Source organism: Pseudoduganella sp. jia 9 (genome assembly GCF_055502615.1).
Map to the genome: position 1 here is coordinate 109,593 of NZ_JBUPWE010000009.1, position 25,369 is coordinate 134,961.

The window sequence follows — 25,369 nt, forward strand, 5'->3', positions numbered from 1 at the left end:
CGCGCCCGCGGCGCACAGAAGTGTGTAGTGAATCCAACAAGGAGGAGATCTGCATGCGTACTACGATGATCCTGCTCGCGGCACTGTCGCTGTCCAGCGCCGCCCTGGCCCAGGCGGGCTTTGGCGAGAGCCGCTTCAAACACAGCCTGGCCGCCGACATCAATCCCGCCGGCCTGGTGGCTGGCGAAATCCGCAACGAAGATGGCCAGCGCCGCGCGGTGCTCTACCACCGCGGCCAGGCCACCGACCTGGGCACGCTGGGCGGCACCGACAGCTACTCGACCGCCATCAATAGCGCCGGCACGGTGACCGGCGGCGCACTGGACGGCAGCAACCGCTGGCGCGCGTTCCGCTGGAACCGCAATGCCGGCATGCAGGACCTTGGCACGCTGGGTGGCAACAGCAGCCTGGCGATCGCCATCAACCAGGCCGGGCAGATCGCCGGCTATGCCGACATCGCCGATGGCAGCTTCCATGCCTTCGTTCACGACGGCGCGACGATGACGGATCTCGGCACGCTCGGCGGCCGCACCAGCCATGCGACGGCCATCAACAACGGCGGCACGGTGGTGGGCGCGGCGCAACTGGACAACGGCTACCGGCGCGCCTTCGTGTGGACGCCGGCAGGCGGCATGCGCGATCTCGGCACGCTGGGCGGCAGGATCAGCGTCGCCACGGCGATCAACGACAGCGGCATGATCGTCGGCGCCGCCGAGACGGCCGAGCGCAGGTGGCACGCCTTCCTGCACGATGGCACGAAGATGGTCGACCTGGGCGCGATGATCGCGCAGGGCCAGAGCTACGCCACCGGCATCAATGCGGCCGGCGACGTGGTCGGCACGATCCGCTACCGCGACAATGCGCCGCTGACTTTCGTCTACAAGGACGGCCGGATGCGCATCCATCCGAACCGCAACGGCCTGTACGAGACCACCAGGATCACCGACGATGGCAAGGTGGTCGGCGCCCACTACACGGGCCACCGCTACCAGGCGTTCTCGGTGCCGGCGATCGTCGACCTGTCGTACAAGAGGACCTCGACGGACTACCTGCTGCTGGCGCTGCTGGTGCTGATGGTGGGCTGGTGCCTGCAGAAGGGCTACCTGCACTGGCGTTACGGCTTGCTGGGCAAGCCGACGGCTTACTGAGCCGCGAGTCGCAGCGCCGCTGGCGGACCGCTCATGCCAGCCGGCGCGTGCCGGCATCGGCCACCAGCGTGGGGACGATTTCATGCAGGCTCTCCACCTCGAAAGTGGGCACGGCCTGCGAATCGTTGGCCAGCCGGCCGGGATTGAACCAGCAGCTTTCGATGCCGTAGCGGTTGGCGCCGAGGATGTCCGCGTCGAGCCGGTCGCCGACGATGATCGCCTCGTGGCGGGCGAAGGCCCGCGCCAGCTTGCCGGCATGCTCGAAGAAGCGCACGTCCGGCTTGGCGAAGCCGCAGGCTTCCGAAGTGCAGACGAACGAGATGTGCCTGCCAAGCCCCGAGCTGGCGATGCGCAGCTGCTGGATCTGTTCGGCGCCGTTAGTGACGATGCCGACTTCGCCCACGCCGGCCAGCGCTTCGCACAGGTCCGCCGCGCCATCGATCAGCACCACGGTATCGGACAACGATTCGACGAACAGGCGGCTGGCCTTTTCCGGATCGAGGTCGAGGTCATTGGCGGCGAAGGTCTGGCGGAAGCGGTCCACCTTCAGGAACTCCTTGGCGACGGTGCCGGCCTCGAAACGGCGCCACAGCGCCGTGTTGACGACCTGGTACTGCGCGAACAGCCCGTCGAGCGGGCCGGTGAAACCGAGCGCACCGAGCGTGCGCGCGAATGACAGATGTTCGGAAGCCTTGAAATCGAGCAGCGTATCGTCGAGGTCGAACAGGAACAGCCGGTGTTTCATGGTTCTAGGGGAAGCCAGGGAATATTGCATCCTAGCACGGTCCGGCGATCGCGTCAGTGGATCGGGAATCCCAGCGCCGTCGGCAGTGGCTGTGCCGCAATCGCCGTTTCGCCTTCGGGATCCTTTTCCGTAACCCACTCGATCCATCCCAGCACTTCGCGAATACTGGCCAGGCCGCTGTGCAGGGCAACCCGCGCGGTGCGCAATTCATCGAGCTCGCCGCCGGGGGGCGGGTCGATCTGGCTGTTGTCCGGCATGCCGCGGATGCGGCGTTCCATGTCATCGAGGTCGGCCGCCATTTCTTCCCGCAGCGCTTCCAGTACGGCCACAACCATTTCGGTGTCGCAATTATCCATGTCATCCATGGGAGTTCTCCAGTCAGTTTGCCAGCATGTTAAAAGCCCTCATGCGGCCAGGCGGCAGGTAAGCCAACCGGCAGGACCGCGGGTAGGCGAGACGGGAGATCGGGACCAGCAACAGCATCACGACATGATGCTGTCCAAGGCAGAGCATACAGCCCGCTGCCCCTTTCACCTAGTTATTTCGGCAACCGTGCGCCGTGGGGCGCCGAAAAAAAAGGAAGCCGAGGCTTCCTTTTTCAGGCGACCCACGAAGCGGATCAGTTCTGCGTCAGGAACGTCTTCAGCTTGTCCGAGCGCGAAGGCTGGCGCAGCTTGCTCATCGCCTTGGCTTCGATCTGGCGGATACGCTCGCGCGTCACGTCGAACTGCTTGCCCACTTCTTCCAGCGTGTGGTCGTTCGACATTTCCACGCCATAGCGCATGCGCAGCACCTTGGCTTCGCGTGGCGTCAGCGAGTCGAGCACCTCCTTGATCACGTTGCGCATCGAGGCATGCAGCGCGGCGTCCAGCGGGGCCAGCGTGGTGTTGTCCTCGATGAAGTCGCCCAGCTGCGAATCGCCATCCTCGCCCATCGGCGTTTCCATCGAAATCGGCTCCTTGGCGATCTTCATGATCTCGCGCACCTTCGATTCCGGCATTTCCATCTTGGCGGCCAGCGTCGCCATGTCCGGTTCGTTGCCGGTTTCCTGCATGATCTGGCGGCTGATGCGGTTCATCTTGTTGATCGTTTCGATCATGTGCACCGGCACGCGGATGGTGCGGGCCATGTCCGCGATCGACCGCGTGATCGCCTGGCGGATCCACCACGTGGCGTACGTGGAGAACTTGTAGCCGCGGCGGTACTCGAACTTGTCGACCGCTTTCAGCAGGCCGATATTGCCTTCCTGGATCAGGTCGAGGAACTGCAGGCCGCGGTTGATGTACTTCTTGGCGATCGAGATCACCAGGCGCAGGTTGGCCACCGTCATTTCGCGCTTCGCGTGGCGGGCACGCTTCTCGCCCGCCGCCATCTGCTTGTTAATCTTGCGCAGGTCGGCCAGCGGCAGCGCCACGCGCTCCTGCAGGTCGATCATCTTGTTCTGCAGTTCCTTGATGGCCGGCACGTTACGGCCCAGCACGGCGCTGTACGGATGGCGCGCGTCGACTTCGCCGTCGACCCAGTCCAGGTTCGTTTCATTGCCCGGGAATACCTTGATGAAGTGCGCGCGCGGCATGCCGCAGCGGTTCACGCACAGCTCCAGCACGGCGCGCTCGATGCCGCGCACCTGCTCCATCTGGCCGCGCAGCGTGTCGCACAGCTTCTCAACGACCTTGGCCGTGAAGCGGATGCCCAGCAGCTCGGCGGAAATGGTGGCCTGCGCCTTCTGGTACACGGCCGAGCCATAGGCCGCCTTGCGCATCTTGTCGAACTGCGCGGAGATCACGGCGAAGCGCTCCAGCGCGTCGACCTTCAGCTGCGCCAGCTGTTCGGTGGAGAAGCCGGCCGCGCCGCCGTTGGCGTCGCCGTCGCTTTCTTCTTCCTCGATTTCTTCTTCCTCATCGTCGTCCTCGTCGCTGGACGCGGCCACGGCCGGTGCGCGCGCGGGTGCCGGTGCCGAGTTCTCGTCCGGATCGACGAAGCCATCGACCACGTCATCCACCTTCAGCTCGTCGTTCTCGATCTTGGCCGCCAGCTCGACGATCTCGTTGATCGTGGTGGGGCAGGCCGAGATCGCCTGGATCATGTCGCGCAGGCCTTCCTCGATACGCTTGGCGATCTCGATCTCGCCTTCGCGCGTCAGCAACGCCACCGCGCCCATTTCGCGCATGTACATGCGCACCGGGTCGGTGGTACGGCCGAAGTCGGAGTCGACGGTGGACAGCGCCGTCGCGGCAGCCGCCTCCACTTCATCGTCGGAGGTGGCGGTCGGCACGTTGTCGGACAGCAGCAGCGCCTCGGCATCCGGGGCGCGCTCGTAGACCGCGATGCCCATGTCGTTGAAGGTGGCGATGATGCCTTCGATCGCTTCCGGATCGACGATGTTCTCGGGCAGCTGGTCGTTGATCTCGGCATAGGTGAGGAAGCCGCGGTCCTTGCCCATGTTGATCAGGTTCTTGAACTGCTGGCGGCGCTTTTCCAGGTCTTCGGTGGACATGCCGGCTTCGCCGCCGAACGGGTCCAGGCCCTTGGCCTTGCGCTCGCGCGCCTTCGACGCGGCCTTCAGTTCGGCGCGTTCGACGGCGTTCAGTGCCGCCACTTCATCGTTCTCGGGCGTGAATTCGCTCGGCTTGCGGCCGCGGCGGCCCGGCACTTTCACGGAAGGCAGCAGGTAGCCGGAGGTATCGATCGAGGCCAGCGTGGCGGCATCGGTCACCTGGCTGACGGCGGCCGGTGCCGATGGCGACTGCACGGCGGCAGGCGCTTCCAGCTTGGCCTTGCGCACGCGCACCACCGGCGCTTTCGGCGCGTCGTCGGCACCGGGCACGGCCTTGCGCACGGCCTTCTTCGGCTCGTCGCCGGCCACTGCCGCGGGTTCGGCGGACTCGGCCACGGGCGCGTCGGCCGTCACCGGCTCGTCACCCGGCAGCACGGCCAGGCGGGACGTCTTTTTCTTTACAACGGTCACTTTACCGGCGGCCTCTTGCGCATTGTCGATCACATAGGATAAGGTGGTCTTCGGCACCGTCAGCGGCGCAGCTTCGGCGCGCGGCTTCTTGGTGGACAGCGTTAGGGTCTTCGGCGTTTTCGTCGTCATCAAATATCTCTTCAGTGCCTGGCCGGGCACGACGCAAGTGGAAAATTGAACAATCCAGCCCGGCCTTCGCAAAGGCCGTGCCGGTACGTATATGGGGATCATCCGGAATGAAAAAAGCCCGCGCCTCACGAACCTCGCAGGTTCGATTCGCGGACTGCAATCGTCATGACTCCGTGGTGATTCTGTAGGTATTCAGTGCGAACAGAAGAGAGGGCTCGGCCCTGGCGCGCCGTTGCAGTCCATGAACCTGCATGGATTGCGGGGGCGCCGGCATGCGGAAAGCCCTGTGCAGGGGACCGCGGACAACTCCTTACCAAACTGAATCTGCACCGCCCTGCTTTTGGTGCGTCGGCCATTATACACGCTTTGTCACTGCCTGGCACGCCGTCGCAGGAAGATGGCCGCGGCACAGCGCATCGCTACCAGCGGGCGGCCGTGATCGGCATGTGGGCGAAGCGCCATGATGAGGAAAAATGCAACGCGCGCGCGGGTCGCGCCGTGGTATGCTGGCGCCTCCTGATCAATCCATGAAGTCGATGAATACCAGCCTTACCCCCGAGACGTCCGCTGCCGACGAATCTGCCGCATCCGCTGAATCCACCAACGTCGCCGCCGCTGCGCCTTCCGAGGCAGCTGCCGCCGCGCCGGCAACCCCGGCGCCGAGCGCCCGCGCGCTGTTGAAGCAGCTTGCGCAGCAGTTCCCGCCCTTCCGCGATTTCCTGCCGCTGGCAATCGGGATCGACAAGCAGATCCTCGCGCAGGTGCCGGGCATCGACCGCAAGCTGATGCGTGCCGCGCTGGGCATCCATACCGGCTCGCAGCGCTACCTGCGCGCGATGGAAAAGGCCACGGTGCGCTACAACCTCGATGGCAGCACCGGCGCCGAAGTCACGGACGTGCACCGCAAGCACGCCAAGGATACGCTGAGCGAACGCTTCCGCAAGGAAGCGGAGCGCAAGAAGGCCGAGCGCGAAGCGCAGGCGGCCGAGGAAGCGGCGCAGCGCCGCCAGGAAAAGCTGGAACAGCTGACCGCGAAATTCTCCCGCAAGGGCTGATGGCGTTCCATACCGAAGCACGGCCGCGCGAACCCGACCTGCCGCCCTACCAGGGCATCGCGCTGGCCGACATCCGCCTCGTGCGCACGGCCGAGGAAGCCCGGGCGGCGCAGGCCGCGCTGCTGGCGCACGATGCCATCGGCTTCGACACCGAATCGAAACCCACCTTCGTCAAGGGCCAGAGCTCGGACGGGCCGCACCTCGTGCAGTTCGCCGACGAACACACCGCATGGCTGTTCCCGGTCGGCCCGGAAGTGGCGCCGCTGCTGCCGGTGTTGAAGGCGATCCTCGAATCGGCACACACGCTGAAGGTGGGCTTCGGCCTGGCGGACGACGTCAAACGGCTGCGCGCCAAGCTGGCAATCGAGCCCGCGCGGGTGGCCGACCTGTCGAAGGCGCTGCGCGTGCCCGGCCAGAAACACGACCTGGGCGCCAAGAGCGCGGTGGCGCATTATTTCGGGCTCAAGCTGCAGAAATCGAAAAAGATCTCGACCACCAACTGGGCCTCGCCCCGGCTGACGGACAAGCAGCTGCAGTACGCCGCCGACGATGCCCAGGTGGCGCTGCGCGTGTACCGCCACTGGCTCGCGCTCGGCAACGCGCTGCCGCAGCCCAGGGCGCCGCGCCAGCGCCGTCCTCTATCGGCAACCGCGGCCAACCTGGCCACCCCACCGGGCGACTGAACCGCGCGCCACTGTTCTTCGGCGGCGCGCGGGGGTATTCTTGAGCGGTCGACCTCCGCCCAGGAACGGTATGCCCCCTTCGAGACACCCGACCGATGTGCTGAATCTGCCCGCGCTGCTCGTGCCATCGCTGCTCCTGCGCGCGCTGCTCCTGCCGGCACTGCTCCTTTCCGCACTGCTCCTGCCCGCGCCCGCGCGGTCTGCCCCCGCTGCGCCGCCGCCCGATACGCTGGCGCAGCGCGTGGCGCCCTGCCTGGCGTGCCACCAGCCGCGCGGCCGCAACGATGCGTTCTTTCCCCGCATCGCCGGCAAGCCGGAGGGCTACCTGTACAACCAGCTGCTCAATTTCCGCGACGGGCGGCGGCAATTCCCGATGATGACGTACATGGTCGGCAACCTGCCGGAACCCTACCTGCGCGAGATCGCCCAGTTCTTCGCCAGCCAGCATCCGCCCTACCCCGCGTTGCCGCCTGTCGCCGCCACGGCGCAGATGCTGGAACGGGGCCGCGTGCTTGCCCGGCAGGGCGACCCGGCGCGCCGGATTCCTGCCTGCGTGGCCTGCCACGGCCAGCAGCTGACCGGCGTGGCACCGGCGATTCCCGGCCTGGCCGGCCTGCCGCGCGACTACGTTAACGCGCAGTTCGGCGCGTGGAAAAACAAGGCGCGGCGCGCACAGGCACCGGACTGCATGGCCGATATCGCGGCCCGCCTCACCGACGCCGACGTGGCGGCCGTTTCGGCCTGGCTGGCAAGCCAGCCCGTCGACGACGCGGCGCGGCCGGCATCGGCACCCGCCGCGGCGCTGCCGATGCGCTGCGGTGGCGTGCCCGATCACGGGGCCGCGCCATGAGCCGCCGCGCGCGCTGGATCGCCGCCGCCACGGCGATGATCGTCACGGTGGCCGCCGGGCTGCTGTGGCCACGCCACGATGCCGGCCCGCCGGGCAGCGCCGCCTTCGCCGCGCTGCCCGCCGGCGAAAAGATCGCGCGCGGCGCCTACCTGGCCCGCGCGGCCGACTGCATGGCCTGCCACACGGTACGCGGCGGCGAACAGTATGCCGGCGGGCGCGTGCTGCAGACGCCGTTCGGCGCCATCGTCGCACCGAACATCACGCAGGATGCCGAAACCGGCATCGGCAGCTGGACCGCGGATGACTTCTGGAACGCGCTGCACAACGGCCGCTCGCGCGACGGCCGGCTGCTGTACCCGGCATTCCCGTACCCGAACTACACGGCGATCACGCGCGACGATGCCGATGCGCTGTATGCCTATTTCCGCACCATCCCCGCCGTGCGCCGCGCCAGCGAGCCGCACCGGCTGCGCTTCCCGTACGACACCCAGCTGGCGCTGTCGGCCTGGCGCGCACTGTACTTCCGCCCCGGCGTCTACCAGGAACGGCAGGACCGGCCGGCGGAGTGGAACCGCGGCGCCTACCTCGTCGAAGGCCCCGGCCACTGCAGCGCGTGCCACAGCGCGCGCAATGTGCTGGGCGGCAGCGGCGGCGAGCTGTCCGGCGGCCTGTTGCCGGTGCTGGGATGGTATGCGCCGTCGCTGACGTCCGATGCGGAAGCGGGGCTGGGCAGCTGGCCGGTCGGCGAAATCGCGCAATTGCTGCACACCGGCGTGGCACCGCGCGCGGCCGTGTTCGGGCCGATGGCGGAAGTGGTGCGCGAAAGCCTGCAGCACCTGTCGGAGGCCGACGTGCGGGCGATGGCGGTGTACCTGAAGTCGCTGCCGGCGTCCGGCAACGGCAGCCCGCCTTACGAACGCTCGAAGGAGCCCGAGGCAGCGGCTTTCCTGCAGGCCGGCGCGAGGCTGTACGACAAGCACTGCGCCGAGTGCCACGGCGCGGCGGGCCGCGGCTATCCCCCCCACTACCCGCCGCTGGCCGGCAACCGCGCGCTGACCATGCCCGATTCCACCAACGCCATCCGCAGTGTGCTGAACGGCGGCTTCCCGCCCGGCACGCGCGGCAACCCGCGGCCCTACGGCATGCCGCCGTTCGGCCACGCGCTGGACGATGCCGAGGTGGCGCAGGTCGTGTCATACCTGCGCAGCGCATGGGGCAACAACGCGCCCCCGGTCTCCAGCGTGGACGTCAACCGCTATCGCGCCGTGCCGCTGGATTGACCGCAAAAACCGAGGGCGCAAAACTGGGGACGTACCCCTGTTTCCAGGAAATCCCGTGCAGATGGAAAGACGACCAGGGGCGTACCGCGTTTCACAAGAGGGCCTGCCCCAGCGCCGCCGGACTCAGTGTCGACTGGATCTTTCCGCCAAACACGGGTACGTCCCCGGTTTTTCCTGCAAACACGGGTACGTCCCCAGTTTTTCTTCTGGCACCGTTTCTGAGCAGTCCATTCCGCTCGCTCTGCATTCCATCGCACGGCTAGCGACCGCCTTGCCGGGTTTGCGTACGATCCAGCCATCGACACTGCATTCCCGGAGACGCACCATGAAAACCCAGAAACTTGCCCTGTTCGCCACCGCGATTGCCACTGTCGCCGCGCTGGCGGCAGCCGTCCCGGCAGCCGCCGACGGGCCGTCGCTGGCCTGGCTGAACGGTGGCGAGCGCGTGCAGGGCAGCGGCAAGATCGTGTCGCAGACGCGCCAGCCCGGCGCGTTCCGTGGCGTCGAGCTGACGACCGGTGCGCACGTCGAAGTCGTCACCGGCGGCGACGATACGCTGACGCTCGAGGGCGACGACAATATCCTGCCGCTGCTGGAAACAGTGGTGCGCAACGGCGTGCTGACGATTCGCCCGGTGAGGCAGAACATGCAGATCGACGGCCGCCGCGTGCGCATCGTGGTGCGGGCCCGCAATGTGGACAGTCTCGGCGTCGCCGGTTCCGGCCGGCTGGAAGCGAAGCGCGTGCGCGCCGACAAGCTGACGCTCGAAGTGGCCGGCTCCGGCGCGCTCGACATCGACGGCATCGAGGCGAAATCGGTCGAGGTCGGCGTGGCCGGCAGCGGCAGGGTCGAGGCGGCCGGCCAGGCGGCGCGGGCCGACATTTCGATCGCCGGTTCCGGCAAGGCCGATACCACCCGACTGAACGTGCAGCATGCCACCGTGAGCGTCAGCGGTTCCGGCCAGTCGCTGCTGGCGGCACGCAGCTCGCTCACCGCCAACATTACCGGTTCCGGCAACGTCGGTTACTACGGCGATGCGCAATTGACGAAAGCGGTTGCCGGCTCCGGCACCGTCCAGCGCCTGGGCACGTCGGCACGCTAGGAGTCACCCGGCAACGGCAACCCACTGAATCACCAGACACGCGGCGCCGCCAGGCGCCCACCTCTTTGCCAGGCCCGGCAGGCGCAGCCCGCCGGGCCTGTCATTTTGATGGCCCGCAGGCCGTCTCCCCTGCCCGGCTCACGGCAGCTGTCAATGCCGCGGCGGCGCGTAAGTCAGCGGCCGCACCGCGACCTGCACTTCCACGCTGTCGCGCTTGCCGCCCTTCTGCTCGATCACCAGCGTGACCGGCACGGTCTCGCCTTCCTTCAGCTGGCGCTTCAGCTGCATCAGCATCACGTGGTAGCCGCCGGGGGCCAGTTGCACGGCCTTGCCCGCCGGCAGATCGATGGCGTCGACATGGGCCATCGCCATGCGGTTGTCCTGCATCGACATCTGGTGCAGTTCCGCCATGGCGACCGGGCTGCTGACGCCGACCAGCCGCGCATCGGTTTTCGATTCGATCTGCATGAACGCGCCCGAAGCCTTGGCGGCGGGCACGGTGGCACGCGCCCACGCATCCTTGACGACGACCTGGGCGTGAACGGAAAGCGATGCAAGCGCCAGCACGGCGGCGGTAACGAGGTATTTCATGCGACTACTCCTGGATGGGCAACCGTTGCGGGATGTCTCGACGGACGGCGATTATAGCCCGCGCTGCAGGGCCGCGCGATCGCCGTTAAGATGGCGCCCTGTGCAAAAAGAGGCCCATCATGCAGACCGCTTCCCATCTCGATAAAGTGATCGACAGCGCCCTGGCCCGCCAGCGCATCGTCGGCGCCGTGGTCATGATCGCGCGCGATGGCGAGATAGTCTACCGCCGCGCGGCCGGCAGCGCGGACCGCGAGCGCGGCGTACCGATGCGCGACGACACCCTGTTTCGCCTGGCCTCGTTCACCAAGCCGCTGGTCGCCAGCGCCGCCCTGAAGCTGGCCGACGAGGAAACCATCGACCTGTCCGCGCCGGTCACGGAGTGGCTGCCGGAGTTCCGCCCGCGCCTCGGCGATGGCTCGGCGCCCGCGATCACGCTGCAGCAACTGCTGACGCATACGGCCGGCCTGTCGTACGGTTTCATGGAGCCCGCGGATGGTCCCTACCGCCGGGCGCGCGTTTCCGACGGCCTGGACCAGCCTGGCCTGTCGCTGGAGGAAAACCTGGCCCGCATCGCCGCCGCGCCCCTCGCTTATGCACCCGGCACGGGCTGGCGCTATTCGGTGGCGACCGACGTGCTGGGCGCCGTGCTGGAAAAAGCCGCGGGCATGCCGTTGCCGGCAATCGTCCAGCGCGAAGTGACCGGCCCCCTGCGCATGCGCGACACGGCGTTCCACGTCGCCGATGCGGAGCGTCTCGCCACGCCTTACCGCGACGCGAAACCCGCGCCGCCGGCGCGCATGGGCGACGAGGAAGCCGTGCCGTTCATGGACGGCTTCGCGCATTTCGCGCCGGCGCGGATCTTCGACGCGGCCTCGTATCCGTCCGGCGGTTCCGGCATGGCCGGCACGGCGGACGACTTCATGCGTTTCCTGCTCAGCCTGAGGACATCGAACCGGGCGATCCTGCGTGCGGCCGAAGTGGACCGCACCGGCACCGGCGCGATGACGCAGGGCCCCGGCTGGGGCTTCGGCTACCTGGGCGCGGTGCTGGGCCATCCAAAGGAAGCCCACTCGCCGCAGTCGGCGGGCACGCTGCAGTGGGGCGGCGCATATGGCCACTACTGGTTCTTCGATCCGCTCGCGGACCTGATCGTGGTGCAGTTGACCAACACCACGTTCGAAGGGATGGCGGGCGCCTTCCCGCGCGACGTGCGCAACGCCGCATACAGGGATTTCGCCTAACGCTCGGCCTTCCACACCTCGCGCTCGACCAGCACGGTCTCGCTGCCGTCGGTCAGCCAGATCTGGCCATCCTGGATCGTGCATTGCAGCTGCATGTTCCGCTGTGCCATCTTTTCCAGCGCCGCCGTGGTGTCGGCAGGCAGGTTGACGACGGAGACGTTTTTCGCCCGCTCGATCTTGTTGGCGATGTTCTTCCACCAGATCGGGCTGGCCGCGCTGTAGCTGTACACGATCACGTGTTCGGCGCGGCCGGCTCCCTTCAGGATGCGGCGCTCTTCCGGCTGGCCCACCTCGATCCACAGTTCGATCGCATCGGTGAGATCCTTCTGCCACAGGTCCGGTTCCTCGACATCGAACATGCCCTTGGTGAAGCCGAGCGCCTCGTTGGCATGGATCGCGAACGCCAGCAGGCGCACCATCATGCGTTCGTCGGTTTCGGACGGATGGCGCGCCAGCGTCAGCGCGTGGGTGCCGTAGTAATTGCGGTCCATGTCGGCGATCGACAGTTCCGCCTTGTAGATTGTTGCCTTGAGTGCCATTGTTACAGTCTTATTTGAAAATCACGGTGCGGTGTTCGTTCTGCAGCACGCGGTGCTCGACGAACCACTTGACGGCGCGCGCCAGCACCACGCATTCCACGTCGCGGCCGATGGCCGACAGCGTTTCCGCATCCATCGAATGGTCGACGCGTTCCACGTCCTGCTCGATGATCGGACCTTCGTCGAGGTCGCCCGTGACGAAGTGCGCGGTGGCGCCGATCAGTTTCACGCCGCGCTGGTGCGCCTGGGCATATGGCCGGGCACCCTTGAAGCTGGGCAGGAACGAATGGTGGATGTTGATCGCCTTGCCCTTGAGCCGCGCGCACAGCGAGGGCGACAGGATCTGCATGTAACGCGCCAGCACTACCAGGTCGATGTCGTGCGATTCCACCAGTTCGACGATGCGCGCCTCCTGCGCGAGCTTGGCGCTTTCCGGTGCGCCCGCGGCCAGCGGCAGGTGGTGGAACGGAATGTTGTAGCTGGCGGCCAGCTGGTAGAAATCCATGTGGTTCGACACGATCGCCGGGATCTCGACGGGCAGCAGCCCGCTCTTGTAGCGGAACAGCAGGTCGTTCAGGCAGTGGCCGATCTTCGACACCATCAGCAGCACGCGCGGCTTGCGGTGCGCATCGTGCAGGTGCCATTCCAGGCGCAGGGTGTCGGCCAGTTCGGCGAAGTCGGCACGCAGGACGGCATCGCCCACCCCGGCATCCTCGGCGGCGAAGTGCACGCGCATGAAGAACTTGCACGTTTCCTGGTCGCCGAACTGGGCGGAATCGATGATGTTACAGCCGTGCTCGGCAAGAAAGCCGGACACGCGGTGCACGATGCCGCGCTGGTCCGGGCAGGAGAGCGTCAGGATGTATTCGGGGTTCATGGTTGAGTAAGGGCTGAGGTGGAGACTGAGGTGGCCGGACACGCCGGCGCAAGAGCGCTATTGTCGCACGAACGGCAGAGCATACCAATATGGCAAGGGCGCGCCCGCCTTGCGGCACCCGGCCTATACTGAATCCCAGGTAACAGGCAGCCGCCGCGCGATGCATCTGACCGGGCCTTGCGCGGCATCTTCATCACACAACAGGAGAGCCACCCATGACCACCAACATCAACGATCCGGTACCGATGCCGAGCAGCGGCAACCACCCGGCGGTCGACATGCCGCGCAGCCAGAACACGCAGGCGAAGGATGCCGTCGCCCTGCTCACCGCCGACCATGACAAGGTCAAGCAACTGTTCCGCGAGTACGAACGGCTGCAGAACATCGGCGACATCAGCCTCAAGGCCGACCTGGCCCTGCAGATCTGCATGGAACTGGAAATCCACACCATGATCGAAGAGGAAATCTTCTATCCGGCCGTGCGCCAGGAAACCGGCGATGAAAAGATGGTGCGGGAAGCCATCCAGGAACACGCCGAGGCGAAGGAGCTGATCGCCCATATCCAGGGCATGTCGGGCGACGATCCGGACCTCGACAGCACCATGGCGATGCTGCGCAAGGCGATCGAACACCATGTGCAGGAAGAAGAGCAGGAAATGTTCCCGCAGGCGCGCCAGGGCGATGCGGACCTCACGGCGCTGTGCGAACAGCTGGCCGACCGCAAGGAGCAGCTGGAACACGACATGGGCGCACGCCCGCTGCGCAGCGGCACCCGCGAAGCCGTCGGCGAACGCTCGGCGATCGGCAAGGCCGATTCCTGAGCGATCGCCGGAACTTACGCGACAGCCTCCTTCTCTAATTACACGAGGCGGCCAGCCCGGCCGTCTTGGCATCCGGGCCTGCAGCCCGGCTTCGAGTCATGCGGCTCGATTCATTCGACTCGTTTGATTCGCTCAATTGATTCGATTTAGAGAGAGAGGTGGAGTATGGCTACACATCACGGCGAAGAACCAGACCAGCCCCGTGGCGAATCCCGCGGCAATCCGCTAACCGATGCGAGTTCCGCGCAGAGATCCGAAGCAAACCAGGGGAGCAGCCAGCGCGCGGCCGCCCAGGGCAGCGGAAAAAGCACAAGCAAACGGGGTTTTGCCGCAATGGACGAGGCAACCCAGCGGATGATCGCCAGCAAGGGGGGCCAGGCAGCCCACCAGAAAGGGACAGCGCACGAATTCGATTCCGAGGAAGCGCGCCGCGCCGGCCAGAAAGGCGGCGAGGCGGTCAGCCGCGATCGCGAGCACATGGCGGAAATCGGCCGCAAGGGCGGTGAAAGCCGCCAGTCGGCCAGCCGGCTGGCACGCCAGGGGGCCAAGGAAGAAAAGCGCTGACAGGGCGACGCGGGCCGCGTCGGCGCATCCACACCGCGGCGGGCCGGGGCAGCTCCCGGTGCCGCCGGTCATCCGGCATGCCTCCCATGCCTGGCCGCAAGCCATCCCCCCGTTCCGCCCACTCCGCATCGACACTGGTATCGACACCGCATCATCGACGCCACATCATCGGCACCGCATCATCGACGCCACATCGTCGACACCGGTCATCGACACCGCGGCTTCGGCGTGTCCCGCGATTGGCCCGCTTATTTTGCGCCACACCAGGCATTGCGCCGCATGGCTTGCCGCCAGGGAATCGGGCTTCCGGCAGGGCTTAGTCCTGCTGCTGGCGGGGCGTCTACCTCTTTCGGCAGTGGCGGATCCAGCCCGCACGGTTCATCGCGCGATTTCATTGTCTGCGATACAATGAATTTCCAAATTCAGAAGAGGCATGTATGAGCAATCAAGCACAGGAAGACGCACTGAAAACGCCGACCGACCTCGGCAACAAGGCCCGCAAGGACGTGGCCGAAGGGCTGAATGCGCTGCTGGCGGATACGTTCGCGTTGTACATCAAATGCAAGAATTTCCACTGGCACGTGAGCGGCCCACACTTCCGCTCCTACCACCTGCTGCTCGACGAGCAGGCCACGGCGATCTACGCGATGCTCGATCCGATCGCCGAGCGCGTGCGCAAGCTGGGCGGCACCACGATCCGCTCCATAAAGCACATCGCGGAACTGCAACGCATCAAGGACAATGACGAGCCCTTCGTCGACGCGATCGCCATGCTGGACGAACTGCGCGCCGACAACCAGGCGCTGGTGAAATCGATGCGCGAAGTGCACGACGTGTGCGACGAAGACCAGGACATCGCCACCGCCAGCGTACTGGAAAACTGGATCGACGAAGCCGAACAGCGCATCTGGTTCCTGTTCGAATCGACCCGTACCGCCTGATTCAGGCACCAGAAACTGGCGCTACAGCACTCCGACGATCACGCTGGACGCCTTGAACAGCGCGGTCGCCGGCATGCCGGCCGCCAGTGCCAGTTCCTCCGCGCTGTCGCGCGTCACGGTCGCCGCGATCGTGCCGCCACCCGGCAGCGCGATCGCCACCTCCGCGTTGACCGCGCCGGGCACGACCCGGGCAACGGTGCCGGCCAGCTGATTGCGGGCCGACAGTTTCACGCGCTGCATGGTTCCCTGAACTGCTCCCTCCTCCGCCACCGCGACGATCACCGACGACGCCTTCACCAGCGCGAACGCCTGCACGCCCGGCGCCAGGCCCAGGCTTGCCGCGCTTTCATGCGTGACCACCGCCACGATGCGCTGGCCGCCGACGATGCGCAGCACGACCTCATCGTTGACGGCGCCGCGCGTCAGGGTTTCCACGGTACCCAGGAACTGGTTGCGTGCACTGGTTTTCATATTCATCACCTGTAGCAGATTCACATCGCGCAGGCCGTCCGCGCCCTGGCTCCGGCCCAGTTGTTCGACGAAACGCCGATGCAGTTCCTCCAGGTGGAGGAACTGCGCCACCAGTTGCCCGCCCCGTTCGGTGAGCCGGGTGCCGCCACCGCCCTTGCCGCCCGCCAGCCGCTCGACCAGCGCCGTGCCGGCCAGGTTGTTCATCGCTTCCACCGCATCCCACGCGCCCTTGTAGCTCATGCCCACGGCCTTGGCCGCCGCCGTGATCGAGCCGTGCTCGGCGATCGCGGCCAGCAGTGCGATGCGGTCCGAGCCGCCCAGCTGCCGCCCGCCGGCACTCAGCCACAGCTTGCCGTGCCATTCCAGGGGATCGGGTGTCGCCGCCTCCGTCATATTTCCTCCGTCATGGTTTTTCCGCCACGATGACGCCATCGGCCATCGTCAGGACATGGCCGCCGAACGCGACGGCATCTTCCGGGTCGTGCGTGATCATCAGCATCGGAATATCGAGGCGGCGCTGCAGCGTATCGAGTTCGGCGCGCATGCGCACGCGCAGCGCCGGGTCCAGGGCCGCGAACGGCTCGTCCAGCAACAGCGCGGCCGGCTCGGCGACCAGGGCGCGCGCCAGCGCCACCCGCTGCCGCTGGCCGCCGGACAACTGATCCGGCAACTGCTGCGCCACCGGCGCTAGCGCAAACGCATCGAGCCAGTAAGCAACCGCTTCGCCATCGACCGCGCGCGGCGGGTTGAACAGGCCGCGGCGCAGGCCGAAGGCGATGTTCTGCCGCACGTTCAGGTGGGGAAACAGCGCGTAGTCCTGGAACAGGTAGCCGACGTTGCGCCGCTGCGGCGGCACGTCGATGCCGTTGGCGCTGTCGAACAGCACCCGGCCAGCGAGCTCGACATAGCCGGCATCCGGCCGGGCCAGGCCGGCCACTGCCTTCAGCATCTGGCTCTTGCCGGCGCCCGAAGCGCCATAGATGACGATGCGCTGGCTGTCCGAGGCAAAGCGCGCGTTCAGCCGGAACGCGCGGTTGCCGGAGCGCAGCGTGGTATCGATGTGGACCCGGATCATGGCAGCGCCCTGCGTGGCGGCGCCAGCCTGCTGGCCAGCACCAGCACGGCCACGCAGGAAAGCGAGGTGACCAGCACCAGCAGGTTGGCGGTATCGTCCTGCCCGGCCTGCACGGCTTCGTAGACGGCGATCGACAGCGTCTGCGTCTTGCCGGGAATGCTGCCGGCCACCATCAGCGTGGCGCCGAACTCGCCCATCGAGCGGGCGAACGCAAGCAGGGTACCGGCCAGCACGCCGCGCCAGGCCAGCGGCAGCGTCACCCGCAGGAACACCCCGGGGCCGGATACGCCGAGCACGCGCGCGGCCTGCTCCAGTTGCGGGTCGACCGTCTCGAACGCCGAACGCGCGCCTTTCACCACCAGCGGGAATGCGACCACGGCCGCCGCGATCACCGCGGCCTGCCACGTGAAGATCAGGTTGATGCCGAACGTGTCGTGCAGCCAGCCGCCCAGCGGGCCGTTGCGGCCGATGACGACCAGCAGGTAATAGCCGAGCACCGTGGGCGGCATCACCATCGGCAGTGTCAGCAGCGCATCGAGCAGCTCGCGGCCGGGAAAGCGCCGGCGCGCCAGCACCCAGCCGATGGCCACGCCGAACACCAGGTCGATCAGCGTGGCGCACAGGGCCACCTTGAGCGACAGGGCAAGGGCGATCCAGGCGTCCGCCATCAGCGCTTGCCGCAGCGGTGCGTGACCCGCAGGGCCGTGGAACCGGACACGCCGGCCAGGAACCGCAACGCGGCAAGCGGGGGAAACAGGATGTTCCTGCGCATGAGTTTCTCGTCGAGAACCGAAAAGCGCAATATACCTGAATATATAGCGTGAACGCTACAGCAGTTCGACGGTCAATCCGCCCTCCAGCAGGGGCCGCTGGAGGATGTGATAGACCGCGGGATCGAAGCGCGCCGTGCCGCGCTTTTTCTTCAGCCTGCCGGTGCCGAGATAGCACCAGTTGTCGACCAGCTGCTTCTGCTTCAGGCCACCGGATTCCTCGACGATTGCGATCGGCCCGTCGAACGGCCAGCGCCGCACCAGCATGTGCCCGAGCGCCGCATGCAGCCGCGCACCGTGCTCGGCCAGGCTTTCCTCGCCGGTGCAGCCGCCCCGGCAGCGCGCCAGCTGCCGCGCGAAGCATGGCCGGCCCGGGCTGCCCTTCTCCAGGCCCGTCAGCACCGAGCACAGATTGGCCGCCTGCGCCACGTTCTTCAGCGTTTCCTGCGCCGCCTTCTTCGTGCCGAACAGGCCGAACAGGCCATCGGTGCGGCCGAAATCGACTTCTTTCGCAAAGACGATCTCCGGCCGGTGTTCGCGCAGCGCGATCGCGCACATGTCGCGCTGCTGGCGCAGCTTGACGTTGAAGACCGGCTGGTGTTCGCGGATCAGCATCGCCTCGCGCAGCAGCGCGCCCAGTTCCCCACCGGTGCGTTCGAAATCGATGTGGTGGGTGCGCGCCAGCATCTGCGCTTCCTCGGGCGTGCGCAGGTGCGACAGCACGCGCTGCCGGATGTTGACGCTTTTGCCAATATAGATCGGCGTGGCGGCCTCGTCGCGGAAGATGTAGATGCCCGGCTGCTGCGGCAATACATCGATGCAGTCGCGCGGGATGTGCGCGGGATACGTGAACAGGAGTGCGGGATCGGCGCGGATCAGCAGTCCCACTGAATTGACATGGGTGCGCATCCCGCCATGATACGGCGTGGCAACATGGGCAGGCAAGATCGAAATACCATGCTGTGGTACAGTCTCGCCGCCATGACAGCCACACTGAAATACCTCGGCGCGTACTCCGACGACACGCGCCACCAGGTGCAAGCCCTGCTGAACCAGAACCGCCTCGGCGACGTGATCAAAAAACGTTATCCGAAAGCCCACGAAGTGCGCAACGACAAGGCGCTGTACGACTACGTGCAGGACCTGCGCGACGAGTTCCTGCGCAACGCCGCGCCGATCGACAAGGTACTTTTCGACAGCAAGATCCACGTCATCAACCACGCGCTCGGCCTGCACACGGCGATCTCGCGCATCCAGGGCGGCAAGCTGAAGGCCAAGCACGAAATCCGCGTGGCCACCATGTTCCGCGACTGCCCGATCGAGTTCCTGCGCATGATCGCCGTGCACGAACTGGCGCACGTGAAGGAAAAGCAGCACGACAAGGCATTCTATAAACTCTGTACGTACATGGAGCCCCATTACCACCAGTACGAGTTCGACGTGCGCCTGTACCTGACGGAACTGGAGCATTCGGGGCAGAAGCTGTGGTAAGCGGGGCCGCGATGCGAAAAACGCCACGCCTGCCGCCCACCCGCCAGGAATCGGAAGCGGCCGCCGCGGACCGCGCCGCCCACCGCGAGGAACGCGAGCGCAGGGATGCGCAGGTGCGCGGCGTGCCGTCCATCGCCGCCATGCGCGATGCGATCAAGGCAGCCGCGCGCACCCTGCCGCCCATCGCCGAGGTAGCGCGCGTCAAGGCGCTCGACAAGGCGGCCTTTCGCGCGCGCGCCGCGCAGGGGCTGCCGTTCGTGATGACCGGCATCGTCGGGCGCTGGCCGCTCGCCGCGCTGACGGTGCAGTCGCTGCGCGAGCACTACAGCCACCTGCCCGTGCGGGCGCGGGTGGGCGACTATGTCAACACGGCCTTCGCGGCCGACCGGGCGATGCGCGACATGGGCATGCTCGAGTATCTCGACCTGGTGGCCGCCGGCACGCCGGGCCTGCCTCCCTACCTTGGCAACCTGGCATTGCGCGAGCTGAACCGGCTGTGCCACTGGCCTGCGTATTTCGACAAGATGGGCCCGCCCCGCTTCTGGCTGGGCCCCGCGGGCACGGTCACGCCGCTGCACTGCGACTACGACGACAATGTCTTCGCCCAGGTCTGGGGCACGAAACGGATCATGCTGGCGCCGCCGCATCACGACGAGTTCCTGTACCCGTCCGAAGCCAACGCCATCCTGTTCGGCTCGCCGTTCGATCCCGAGGCGCCCGACTTCGACCGGTTTCCGCTGGCGCGCCACGCCGCGACGGTCGAATGCATCGTCGGCCCCGGCGACATGCTGTATGTGCCGGCCGGCTGGTTCCACCAGGTGCGCGCGCTGAGTTTTTCGCTGTCGTCGAACCGCTGGGCGCGCGGGGTGCCGCTGGCGCTGGGGGACGGGGCCGCGCTGGCGGGATAGGCCACACCCTGGGCGACGCCATGCCTCATGCGTACTGCGTCAATCGGCGTGCTGCCGGCCCTCCCGGTTGTGCAGCGCCTGGAGCATGGTGCTGCGCGACGATTGCAGGTGCGTGCGCATCGCCGCCAGCGCGGCCGGCACGTCGCGCGCCACCAGCGCGCGCAGGATCGCCACGTGTTCCTGCACCGCGTACTGGTTGCGCGGCAGCTCGTCGTGCTTGTCCCATTGGTAGTGGTAGTGGAAGACCAGCGATACCGCGTCGTTCAGGCTGTTCGCGAAGCGGTTCTCCAGCAGGCCGATCAGGAAGGTATGGAATTCGCGGTCGAGCGGCGGAAAATCCGCGTGGCTGGCTGCCGGTGCCGCGCCCAGCGCTTCGTGCCGCGCCAGCAGTTCGGCCAGGCGCGCGAAGGCCGCGTCGTCCGCCGGCAGCGCGGCCACCCGTTCGATGGCCTTCAGCTCGAACATCTCGCGCACTTCGCCCAGTTCCTGAGCGAACGACGGGTCGAAGGCGCACAGGCGCCAGCCGCCGCGCGGCTTCTTCTCGATCAGGCCGTGGCGGGAAAAGCCGATCAGGAATTCGCGCACGGCGATCGTGCTCACGCCGGAAGCGCGTGCCAGCTCCGCTTCGGAAAACTCGGCGCCCGGCGGCAGGTCGCGCTGGTGGATACGCTCCATCAGCACCTGCTGCAGCCGCTCGGTGCCGCTGTGCAGTTCCGAGACGTCGAACCAGTCTTCCGCGCGCGGCTTGCGCAGCAGGTGGCGCTCCTTCATGCCGGCGATCAGGCCACGCTCGATGAAGTGGGCCAGCGTGCTGCGGATCGCCGTGCGGCTGCCCTGCACCAGCTCCGTCATCCTGACCTCGGTGGGCAACGGTTCGCCGACCGCCACATGTTCGTCGATGTACTCCAGCAGAAGGTTGGTACAGCGTCGCGAGGTGGTGGGCAGCTTGGACATGGTGCGTGCATCGGGCCGCGCTGGCGGCGCAAGGACAATAATGGTTCATTTTACCTGCCCATCCGCCTGAGCATCCCGGTGTGCATTCACCCGGGATGCCGCCGCCCTGCCCCGGCGGCCCTGTCACGTCATCGCGCGAAGCGATGCCCGGAGATCATGCGTTGCCCATCAGCGGGATCACGCCGAACACGATGGCCGACACCAGCATGACCAGCGCCGCCGAGATCGACCAGATCAGCGTGTAGCGCTGGTGGTCGCCGAACTCCACTTCGGACATGCCGACCAGCAGGTAGGTCGATGCCACCAGTGGGCTGAGCAGGTGGACCGGCTGGCCGATGATCGACGCGCGGCCGATCTCGGCGGCGCTGATGCCGTAGATCTCGGCAGCCTTGGCCAGCACCGGCACGATGCCGAAGTAGAACGCATCGTTCGAAATGAAGAACGTGAACGGGATGCTGAGGATGCCCGTGACCACGGCCAGGTAGGGCCCCATCCACTCCGGCACGCCGGCGATGACGCTGTTGGCGATGGCGTCGACCATCTTCGTGCCCTGCAGGATGCCGACGAAGATGCCGGCAGCGAAGATCAGCGACACCACGGGCACCGCGTTGGCGGCATGGGAGGCGATACGCTCCTTCTGCTCCTGCAGGCCCGGGTAGTTGACCATGATCGCGATGGCGAAGAAGATCATGAACAGCGCCGGCAGCGGCAAGGCGCCCATGATCAGCAGCACCATCAGGGCCGCCGTCAGCAGGAAGTTCACCCAGATCAGCTTTGGCCGCGCAATGCCGGCGCCGGACAGCGTGATCTCCGGCGCGGCGGCTGCCGGGCCGGATGCCCCGCTCCCGCCGGAGCCGGCATGCGTGCCGGCCGCGTCCGCGCTGCCGCCATGGGCAACCCACTGGTCGGCGATCGCATTGAGCTCGGCGGTCGGCGGCATCCCCGCCAGCGCCGGCTGGGGGAAGCCCGGCGTGGTCGCGGCCTTGCGCCCGGCGCCGGCGGCCGGCAGTGCGGCGAAGCCGATGCGCTTGCGCTCCTTCATGCCGAGCATGTAGGCGACGAACAGCACCCACAGCGCGGTGACGGCCATCGGCAGGATCATCGGCACGAAAATCTCGCTGACATCCACGCCCAGCGCGCTGGCCGCCCGCGCGGTCGGCCCGCCCCACGGCAGGATGTTGAACACGCCTCCCGCCAGCATGATCACGCAGGCCAGCACCAGCCGGCTCATGCCCATGCGCTTGTACAGTGGCAGCATGGCCGACACCGTGATCATGTAGGTGGTGGCGCCATCGCCGTCCAGCGAGATGAACATGGCCAGCGCCGCCGTGCCGACCACGATCTTCATCGGGTCGCCGTCGACGATCTTCAGGATGCGGCGCACCACCGGATCGAACAGGCCGGCATCGATCATGATGCCGAAGTACAGGATGGCGAACATCAGCATGACGCCGGTGGGCGCCAGTTTCTTGATCCCGTCGAGCATCATCGGCCCGAGTTCGGGGCCGAAGCCGCCGATGATGCCGAAGGCGATCGGCACGATGATCAGCGCGACCAGCGCCGGCAGGCGCTTGGTCATGATAAGGAACATGAACACTACGACCATCGAATAGGCCAGGGTGGTCAACATTATCGGTCTCCTTGCAGGCGCGATACCTGCGTTCTTGCTGTTGTGTCGGGAAGCGCTGCGCAGGCTGCCGGGATCAGGCGGCAACCCCGCGGCGTTCAGGGTTCCAGGCAAATCGCCGGGATGGGCGGCGCCAGGACGGCGCGCGCGGAAGGGGTTCGTGCATCGTGTCTCCAGTCGTTGTCGGCGTATTGTTTTGCTCGTTTGTGCCGACTATAAGCTTGCGTTGCTTTCAACTGGCTTTCAGTGGCTTTCAGCGCCCGAACAATACGCCGACCTTCAGGCCGCGGCCGCCCTCGCCGGTGCCGAGCGCCACGGTGGCGCCGTGCATGCCGGCGATGTCGCGCACGATGGCGAGCCCCAGGCCGGTGCCGCCGGGATTGGCTTCCAGCGTTGCCTGGGCGCGGTAGAACGGCATCAGCACCTTGTCGTGCTCCTCCGGCGCGATGCCGGGGCCGCTGTCCACGACCTCCAGCAGCACGCCGGCCTCCTGCCGTGCCACCCGCAGCAGCACGCTGCCGCCGGCCGGCGTGTAGCGGATCGCGTTGTCCACCAGATTGGCGACCAGCTCGTGCAGCAGCAGTTCCTGGCCATGCACCGTGGTATCGGCGCCCTCCTCCGCCTCCAGCGCCAGGTCGATGCCTTTCTGGACCGCGGGCACGGCCAGCTCCAGTCCCACCTGGGCCGCCACCGCCGCCAGCGCGACCGGCCCGGCGGGCGCGCTGCCGCCGCCATGCTCGATGCGCGCCAGCGTGAGCAGGCGGTTGGCCAGGTGGATGGCGGAATCGGTGGTGCCGGCAATCGAGCGCACGATGGCGCGCATGGCCGCAGGGTCGTCTTCGCGCAGGGCCACCTCGGCCTGCGTCTTGAGCACCGCGAGCGGCGTGCGCAGCTGGTGGGAAGCATCGGCGATGAAGCGGCGCTGGCTGGCGATCAGGTCCTGCATGCGCGCCATGGTGCCGTTCATGGCGGCCACCAGCGGGCGCACTTCGCGGTGCACCAGGGCCTGGTCGATGTTCGACAGGTCGGACAGCGGACGCGTCTCGACTTCGCTCTTCAGTCGCATCAGCGGCCGCAGCACGAGGCGCACGGCAAACCACACCAGCGTGGCCACCGCCAGCACCAGCAGGGCCTGGCGCAGCAGGGTATTGAGCAGGATGCGCCGTGACAGCGCGCGGCGCGCATCGAGGGTCTCGCCCACCTGGATCAGCGCGATGCCGCGCATCGATTCGTCATACACCGGCTGCAGCAGGGCCGCGATGCGCACCGGCTCGCCGTTGTAACCGGCGTGATAGAAGCGCACCAGGGCCGGATACAGGTCCGAGCGCGGCACGCTTGCCGGCACCGGCGGCAGATCGTCGTAGCCGGACACGGTCTCGCCCTGCAGGCCGGTGACCTTGTAGTAGATGCGGCCCAGCGTGTCGGTCTCGAAACTGTCCAGCGCCACATAAGGCACGTTGGCGACCACCTTGCCGTCCCGTACCGAGACGCGCTCGGCCAGCGCGCGCGTGGACGACAGCAGCGAGCGGTCGTAGGCGATGTCGGCGGTTTCCAGCGCATCGCGGTACACCGAGACCGCGTTCAGCGCAACCAGCGCCACCAGCGGCAGGATCAGCCAGCGCAGCAGCTGGTTGCGCAGGCTGCCCAGCGGGCTGGCGGCAATGGTGCGGCGGCGCAGCGAGGCGAGCCAGGGCATGGCGGCCCCGGCGTCAGGCCGGGCGTTCCTGCATCAGGTAGCCGATGCCGCGCAGCGTGACGATCGACGCGCCGCCGTCGGGGCGGCGTTCGAGCTTCTTGCGGATGCGGTGGACGTACAGCTCGATGGCGTCGATATTGACGTCATCCTCCAGCGCGAACACTTCCTGGAACAGCTTTTCCTTCGACAGCGCGCGGCCCGGCCGCGCGATCAGCGCCTCCAGCACGGCGTGCTCGCGGGGCGTCAGCGCCAGCGGTTCGCCGCAGTAGGAAAACATGCGCGAGACGGTGTCGAAGCCGAGCTGCCCGCAGCGGTGCACCAGCGCCTCGTTGCCGCTGCGCCGGCGCAGCAGCGCTTTCACGCGCGCCTCCAGCTCGGCCAGCTCGAAAGGCTTGGCCAGGTAATCGTCGGCGCCTTCGTTCAGGCCCTGCACGCGGTCTTCCAGGCCGCCGCGCGCCGTCAGGATCAGCACCGGCGTGCCGCCGCGGCTGCCGCCGCGGGCGCGCAGGCGGCGCAGCACGTCCATCCCGTCCATGCGCGGCAGGGTCAGGTCGAGGATCACCAGCGCGTAATCCTGGGTGTGCAGCAGCGTGTCGGCATCGGCGCCGGTGGCCGCGCACTCGACAGTGAGATGGGCATCGCGCAGGGCCTTCGATACCCAGTGCGCCAGCTCGACATGGTCTTCGACTAACAGGATTCTCATGGCGCCAGTGTAAGCGCAAACGGCGCACCGCGGAAAGGCCGGGCCGCGGATGGGAACGACAGCGCTGATGAGTGTACCGACAGGTGCTCGCGTGCATTGAAAGGGAAATGAAAGCTCGGCGCGCTTATAGTCCGCCCAAA

The 25,369-nt window shown here is 67.1% G+C and carries 25 protein-coding genes and 1 pseudogene; 12 read left to right on the forward strand and 14 right to left on the reverse strand.

What is annotated here, in order from left to right:
• Nucleotides 1-53: 53 nt before the first annotated feature.
• The gene (locus ACY34H_RS12960; protein WP_464977908.1) at nt 54-1,148 is read left to right on the forward strand and encodes an HAF repeat-containing protein; all 1,095 of its coding nucleotides are present in this window, start codon (nt 54-56) and stop codon (nt 1,146-1,148) included.
• A 31-nt stretch (nt 1,149-1,179) separates the two neighbouring features.
• Here the strand turns inward: ACY34H_RS12960 and ACY34H_RS12965 are convergent, their stop codons facing one another.
• The 3 genes from ACY34H_RS12965 to rpoD all read right to left on the reverse strand — a co-directional run bounded on the left by ACY34H_RS12965 (nt 1,180) and on the right by rpoD (nt 4,990).
• On the reverse strand, nt 1,180-1,893 hold the full coding sequence (locus tag ACY34H_RS12965) for a YjjG family noncanonical pyrimidine nucleotidase (RefSeq protein ID WP_464977909.1): 714 nt from the start codon (nt 1,891-1,893) through the stop codon (nt 1,180-1,182).
• Between the two features lie 53 nt (nt 1,894-1,946).
• Nucleotides 1,947-2,258 (reverse strand): hypothetical protein, encoded by a 312-nt coding sequence (locus ACY34H_RS12970; protein WP_464977910.1) that lies wholly within the window; start codon nt 2,256-2,258, stop codon nt 1,947-1,949.
• 254 nt (nt 2,259-2,512) lie between these two features.
• Nucleotides 2,513-4,990, reverse strand: coding sequence for an RNA polymerase sigma factor RpoD (gene rpoD / locus ACY34H_RS12975; RefSeq protein ID WP_464977911.1), 2,478 nt, complete (start codon nt 4,988-4,990; stop codon nt 2,513-2,515).
• A gap of 527 nt (nt 4,991-5,517) precedes the next feature.
• Here rpoD and ACY34H_RS12980 point away from each other — a divergent pair.
• The 5 genes from ACY34H_RS12980 to ACY34H_RS13000 all read left to right on the forward strand — a co-directional run bounded on the left by ACY34H_RS12980 (nt 5,518) and on the right by ACY34H_RS13000 (nt 9,960).
• The gene (locus tag ACY34H_RS12980; protein ID WP_464977912.1) at nt 5,518-6,045 is read left to right on the forward strand and encodes a ProQ/FINO family protein; all 528 of its coding nucleotides are present in this window, start codon (nt 5,518-5,520) and stop codon (nt 6,043-6,045) included.
• A complete protein-coding gene (locus ACY34H_RS12985) occupies nt 6,045-6,728 on the forward strand; it encodes a 3'-5' exonuclease (RefSeq protein WP_464977913.1) in 684 nt (227 codons plus the stop codon). Before ACY34H_RS12980 ends, ACY34H_RS12985 begins: the two co-directional genes overlap by 1 nt.
• Before the next feature lie 70 nt (nt 6,729-6,798).
• Nucleotides 6,799-7,578, forward strand: coding sequence for a c-type cytochrome (locus ACY34H_RS12990; protein WP_464977914.1), 780 nt, complete (start codon nt 6,799-6,801; stop codon nt 7,576-7,578).
• Complete coding sequence (locus ACY34H_RS12995) at nt 7,575-8,858, forward strand: cytochrome c (RefSeq protein WP_464977915.1); 1,284 nt, start codon at nt 7,575-7,577, stop codon at nt 8,856-8,858. Before ACY34H_RS12990 ends, ACY34H_RS12995 begins: the two co-directional genes overlap by 4 nt.
• 325 nt (nt 8,859-9,183) lie before the next feature.
• The gene (locus tag ACY34H_RS13000; protein ID WP_464977916.1) at nt 9,184-9,960 is read left to right on the forward strand and encodes a head GIN domain-containing protein; all 777 of its coding nucleotides are present in this window, start codon (nt 9,184-9,186) and stop codon (nt 9,958-9,960) included.
• Nucleotides 9,961-10,110: 150 nt separating this feature from the next.
• On the opposite strand, the gene ACY34H_RS13005 is transcribed toward ACY34H_RS13000, so the two are convergent.
• Nucleotides 10,111-10,551 (reverse strand): copper chaperone PCu(A)C, encoded by a 441-nt coding sequence (locus ACY34H_RS13005; RefSeq protein WP_464977917.1) that lies wholly within the window; start codon nt 10,549-10,551, stop codon nt 10,111-10,113.
• A gap of 119 nt (nt 10,552-10,670) precedes the next feature.
• On the opposite strand from ACY34H_RS13005, the gene ACY34H_RS13010 reads away from it, so the two are divergent.
• Nucleotides 10,671-11,792, forward strand: coding sequence for a serine hydrolase domain-containing protein (locus ACY34H_RS13010; protein WP_464977918.1), 1,122 nt, complete (start codon nt 10,671-10,673; stop codon nt 11,790-11,792).
• On the opposite strand, the gene ACY34H_RS13015 is transcribed toward ACY34H_RS13010, so the two are convergent.
• Both ACY34H_RS13015 and purU read right to left on the reverse strand, forming a co-directional pair.
• A complete protein-coding gene (locus tag ACY34H_RS13015) occupies nt 11,789-12,331 on the reverse strand; it encodes a YaeQ family protein (protein ID WP_464977919.1) in 543 nt (180 codons plus the stop codon). The genes ACY34H_RS13010 and ACY34H_RS13015 overlap by 4 nt on opposite strands.
• 10 nt (nt 12,332-12,341) lie before the next feature.
• Nucleotides 12,342-13,208 (reverse strand): formyltetrahydrofolate deformylase, encoded by an 867-nt coding sequence (purU, locus tag ACY34H_RS13020; protein WP_464977920.1) that lies wholly within the window; start codon nt 13,206-13,208, stop codon nt 12,342-12,344.
• Nucleotides 13,209-13,423: 215 nt separating this feature from the next.
• Between purU and ACY34H_RS13025 the strand changes: the two genes are divergently transcribed.
• From ACY34H_RS13025 to ACY34H_RS13035, 3 genes and pseudogenes are all read left to right on the forward strand, one after another.
• Nucleotides 13,424-14,029, forward strand: coding sequence for a hemerythrin domain-containing protein (locus tag ACY34H_RS13025; protein WP_464977921.1), 606 nt, complete (start codon nt 13,424-13,426; stop codon nt 14,027-14,029).
• Between the two features lie 303 nt (nt 14,030-14,332).
• Nucleotides 14,333-14,593: pseudogene (locus ACY34H_RS13030) on the forward strand (KGG domain-containing protein); the annotation flags it as partial.
• Nucleotides 14,594-15,030: 437 nt separating this feature from the next.
• The gene (locus ACY34H_RS13035) at nt 15,031-15,534 is read left to right on the forward strand and encodes a Dps family protein (protein WP_464977922.1); all 504 of its coding nucleotides are present in this window, start codon (nt 15,031-15,033) and stop codon (nt 15,532-15,534) included.
• 21 nt (nt 15,535-15,555) lie between these two features.
• On the opposite strand, the gene ACY34H_RS13040 is transcribed toward ACY34H_RS13035, so the two are convergent.
• The 4 genes from ACY34H_RS13040 to ACY34H_RS13055 all read right to left on the reverse strand — a co-directional run bounded on the left by ACY34H_RS13040 (nt 15,556) and on the right by ACY34H_RS13055 (nt 18,759).
• A complete protein-coding gene (locus tag ACY34H_RS13040) occupies nt 15,556-16,398 on the reverse strand; it encodes a TOBE domain-containing protein (protein ID WP_464977923.1) in 843 nt (280 codons plus the stop codon).
• A gap of 10 nt (nt 16,399-16,408) precedes the next feature.
• On the reverse strand, nt 16,409-17,080 hold the full coding sequence (locus ACY34H_RS13045) for an ATP-binding cassette domain-containing protein (protein ID WP_464977924.1): 672 nt from the start codon (nt 17,078-17,080) through the stop codon (nt 16,409-16,411).
• On the reverse strand, nt 17,077-17,748 hold the full coding sequence (modB, locus tag ACY34H_RS13050; protein ID WP_464977925.1) for a molybdate ABC transporter permease subunit: 672 nt from the start codon (nt 17,746-17,748) through the stop codon (nt 17,077-17,079). The genes ACY34H_RS13045 and modB overlap by 4 nt, the downstream gene beginning before the upstream one ends.
• Before the next feature lie 159 nt (nt 17,749-17,907).
• A complete protein-coding gene (locus tag ACY34H_RS13055; RefSeq protein WP_464977926.1) occupies nt 17,908-18,759 on the reverse strand; it encodes an endonuclease in 852 nt (283 codons plus the stop codon).
• Between the two features lie 48 nt (nt 18,760-18,807).
• Here ACY34H_RS13055 and ACY34H_RS13060 point away from each other — a divergent pair, with 48 nt between their 5' ends.
• Together ACY34H_RS13060 and ACY34H_RS13065 are read left to right on the forward strand one after the other, a co-directional pair.
• Nucleotides 18,808-19,341: a YgjP-like metallopeptidase domain-containing protein gene (locus tag ACY34H_RS13060; protein WP_464977927.1), complete on the forward strand. Its 534-nt coding sequence runs from the start codon at nt 18,808-18,810 to the stop codon at nt 19,339-19,341.
• A gap of 11 nt (nt 19,342-19,352) precedes the next feature.
• Complete coding sequence (locus ACY34H_RS13065; protein WP_464977928.1) at nt 19,353-20,249, forward strand: cupin-like domain-containing protein; 897 nt, start codon at nt 19,353-19,355, stop codon at nt 20,247-20,249.
• Nucleotides 20,250-20,288: 39 nt separating this feature from the next.
• Here ACY34H_RS13065 and ACY34H_RS13070 read toward each other — a convergent pair whose 3' ends face one another.
• The 4 genes from ACY34H_RS13070 to ACY34H_RS13085 all read right to left on the reverse strand — a co-directional run bounded on the left by ACY34H_RS13070 (nt 20,289) and on the right by ACY34H_RS13085 (nt 25,229).
• Nucleotides 20,289-21,203: a GntR family transcriptional regulator gene (locus ACY34H_RS13070; protein ID WP_464977929.1), complete on the reverse strand. Its 915-nt coding sequence runs from the start codon at nt 21,201-21,203 to the stop codon at nt 20,289-20,291.
• Nucleotides 21,204-21,357: 154 nt separating this feature from the next.
• Entirely contained in the window at nt 21,358-22,833 is a 1,476-nt protein-coding gene (locus ACY34H_RS13075) for a CitMHS family transporter (RefSeq protein WP_464977930.1), read from the reverse strand.
• A gap of 250 nt (nt 22,834-23,083) precedes the next feature.
• Nucleotides 23,084-24,526 (reverse strand): sensor histidine kinase, encoded by a 1,443-nt coding sequence (locus ACY34H_RS13080; protein ID WP_464977931.1) that lies wholly within the window; start codon nt 24,524-24,526, stop codon nt 23,084-23,086.
• 13 nt (nt 24,527-24,539) lie between these two features.
• Complete coding sequence (locus ACY34H_RS13085; RefSeq protein WP_464977932.1) at nt 24,540-25,229, reverse strand: response regulator; 690 nt, start codon at nt 25,227-25,229, stop codon at nt 24,540-24,542.
• Nucleotides 25,230-25,369 lie beyond the last annotated feature (140 nt).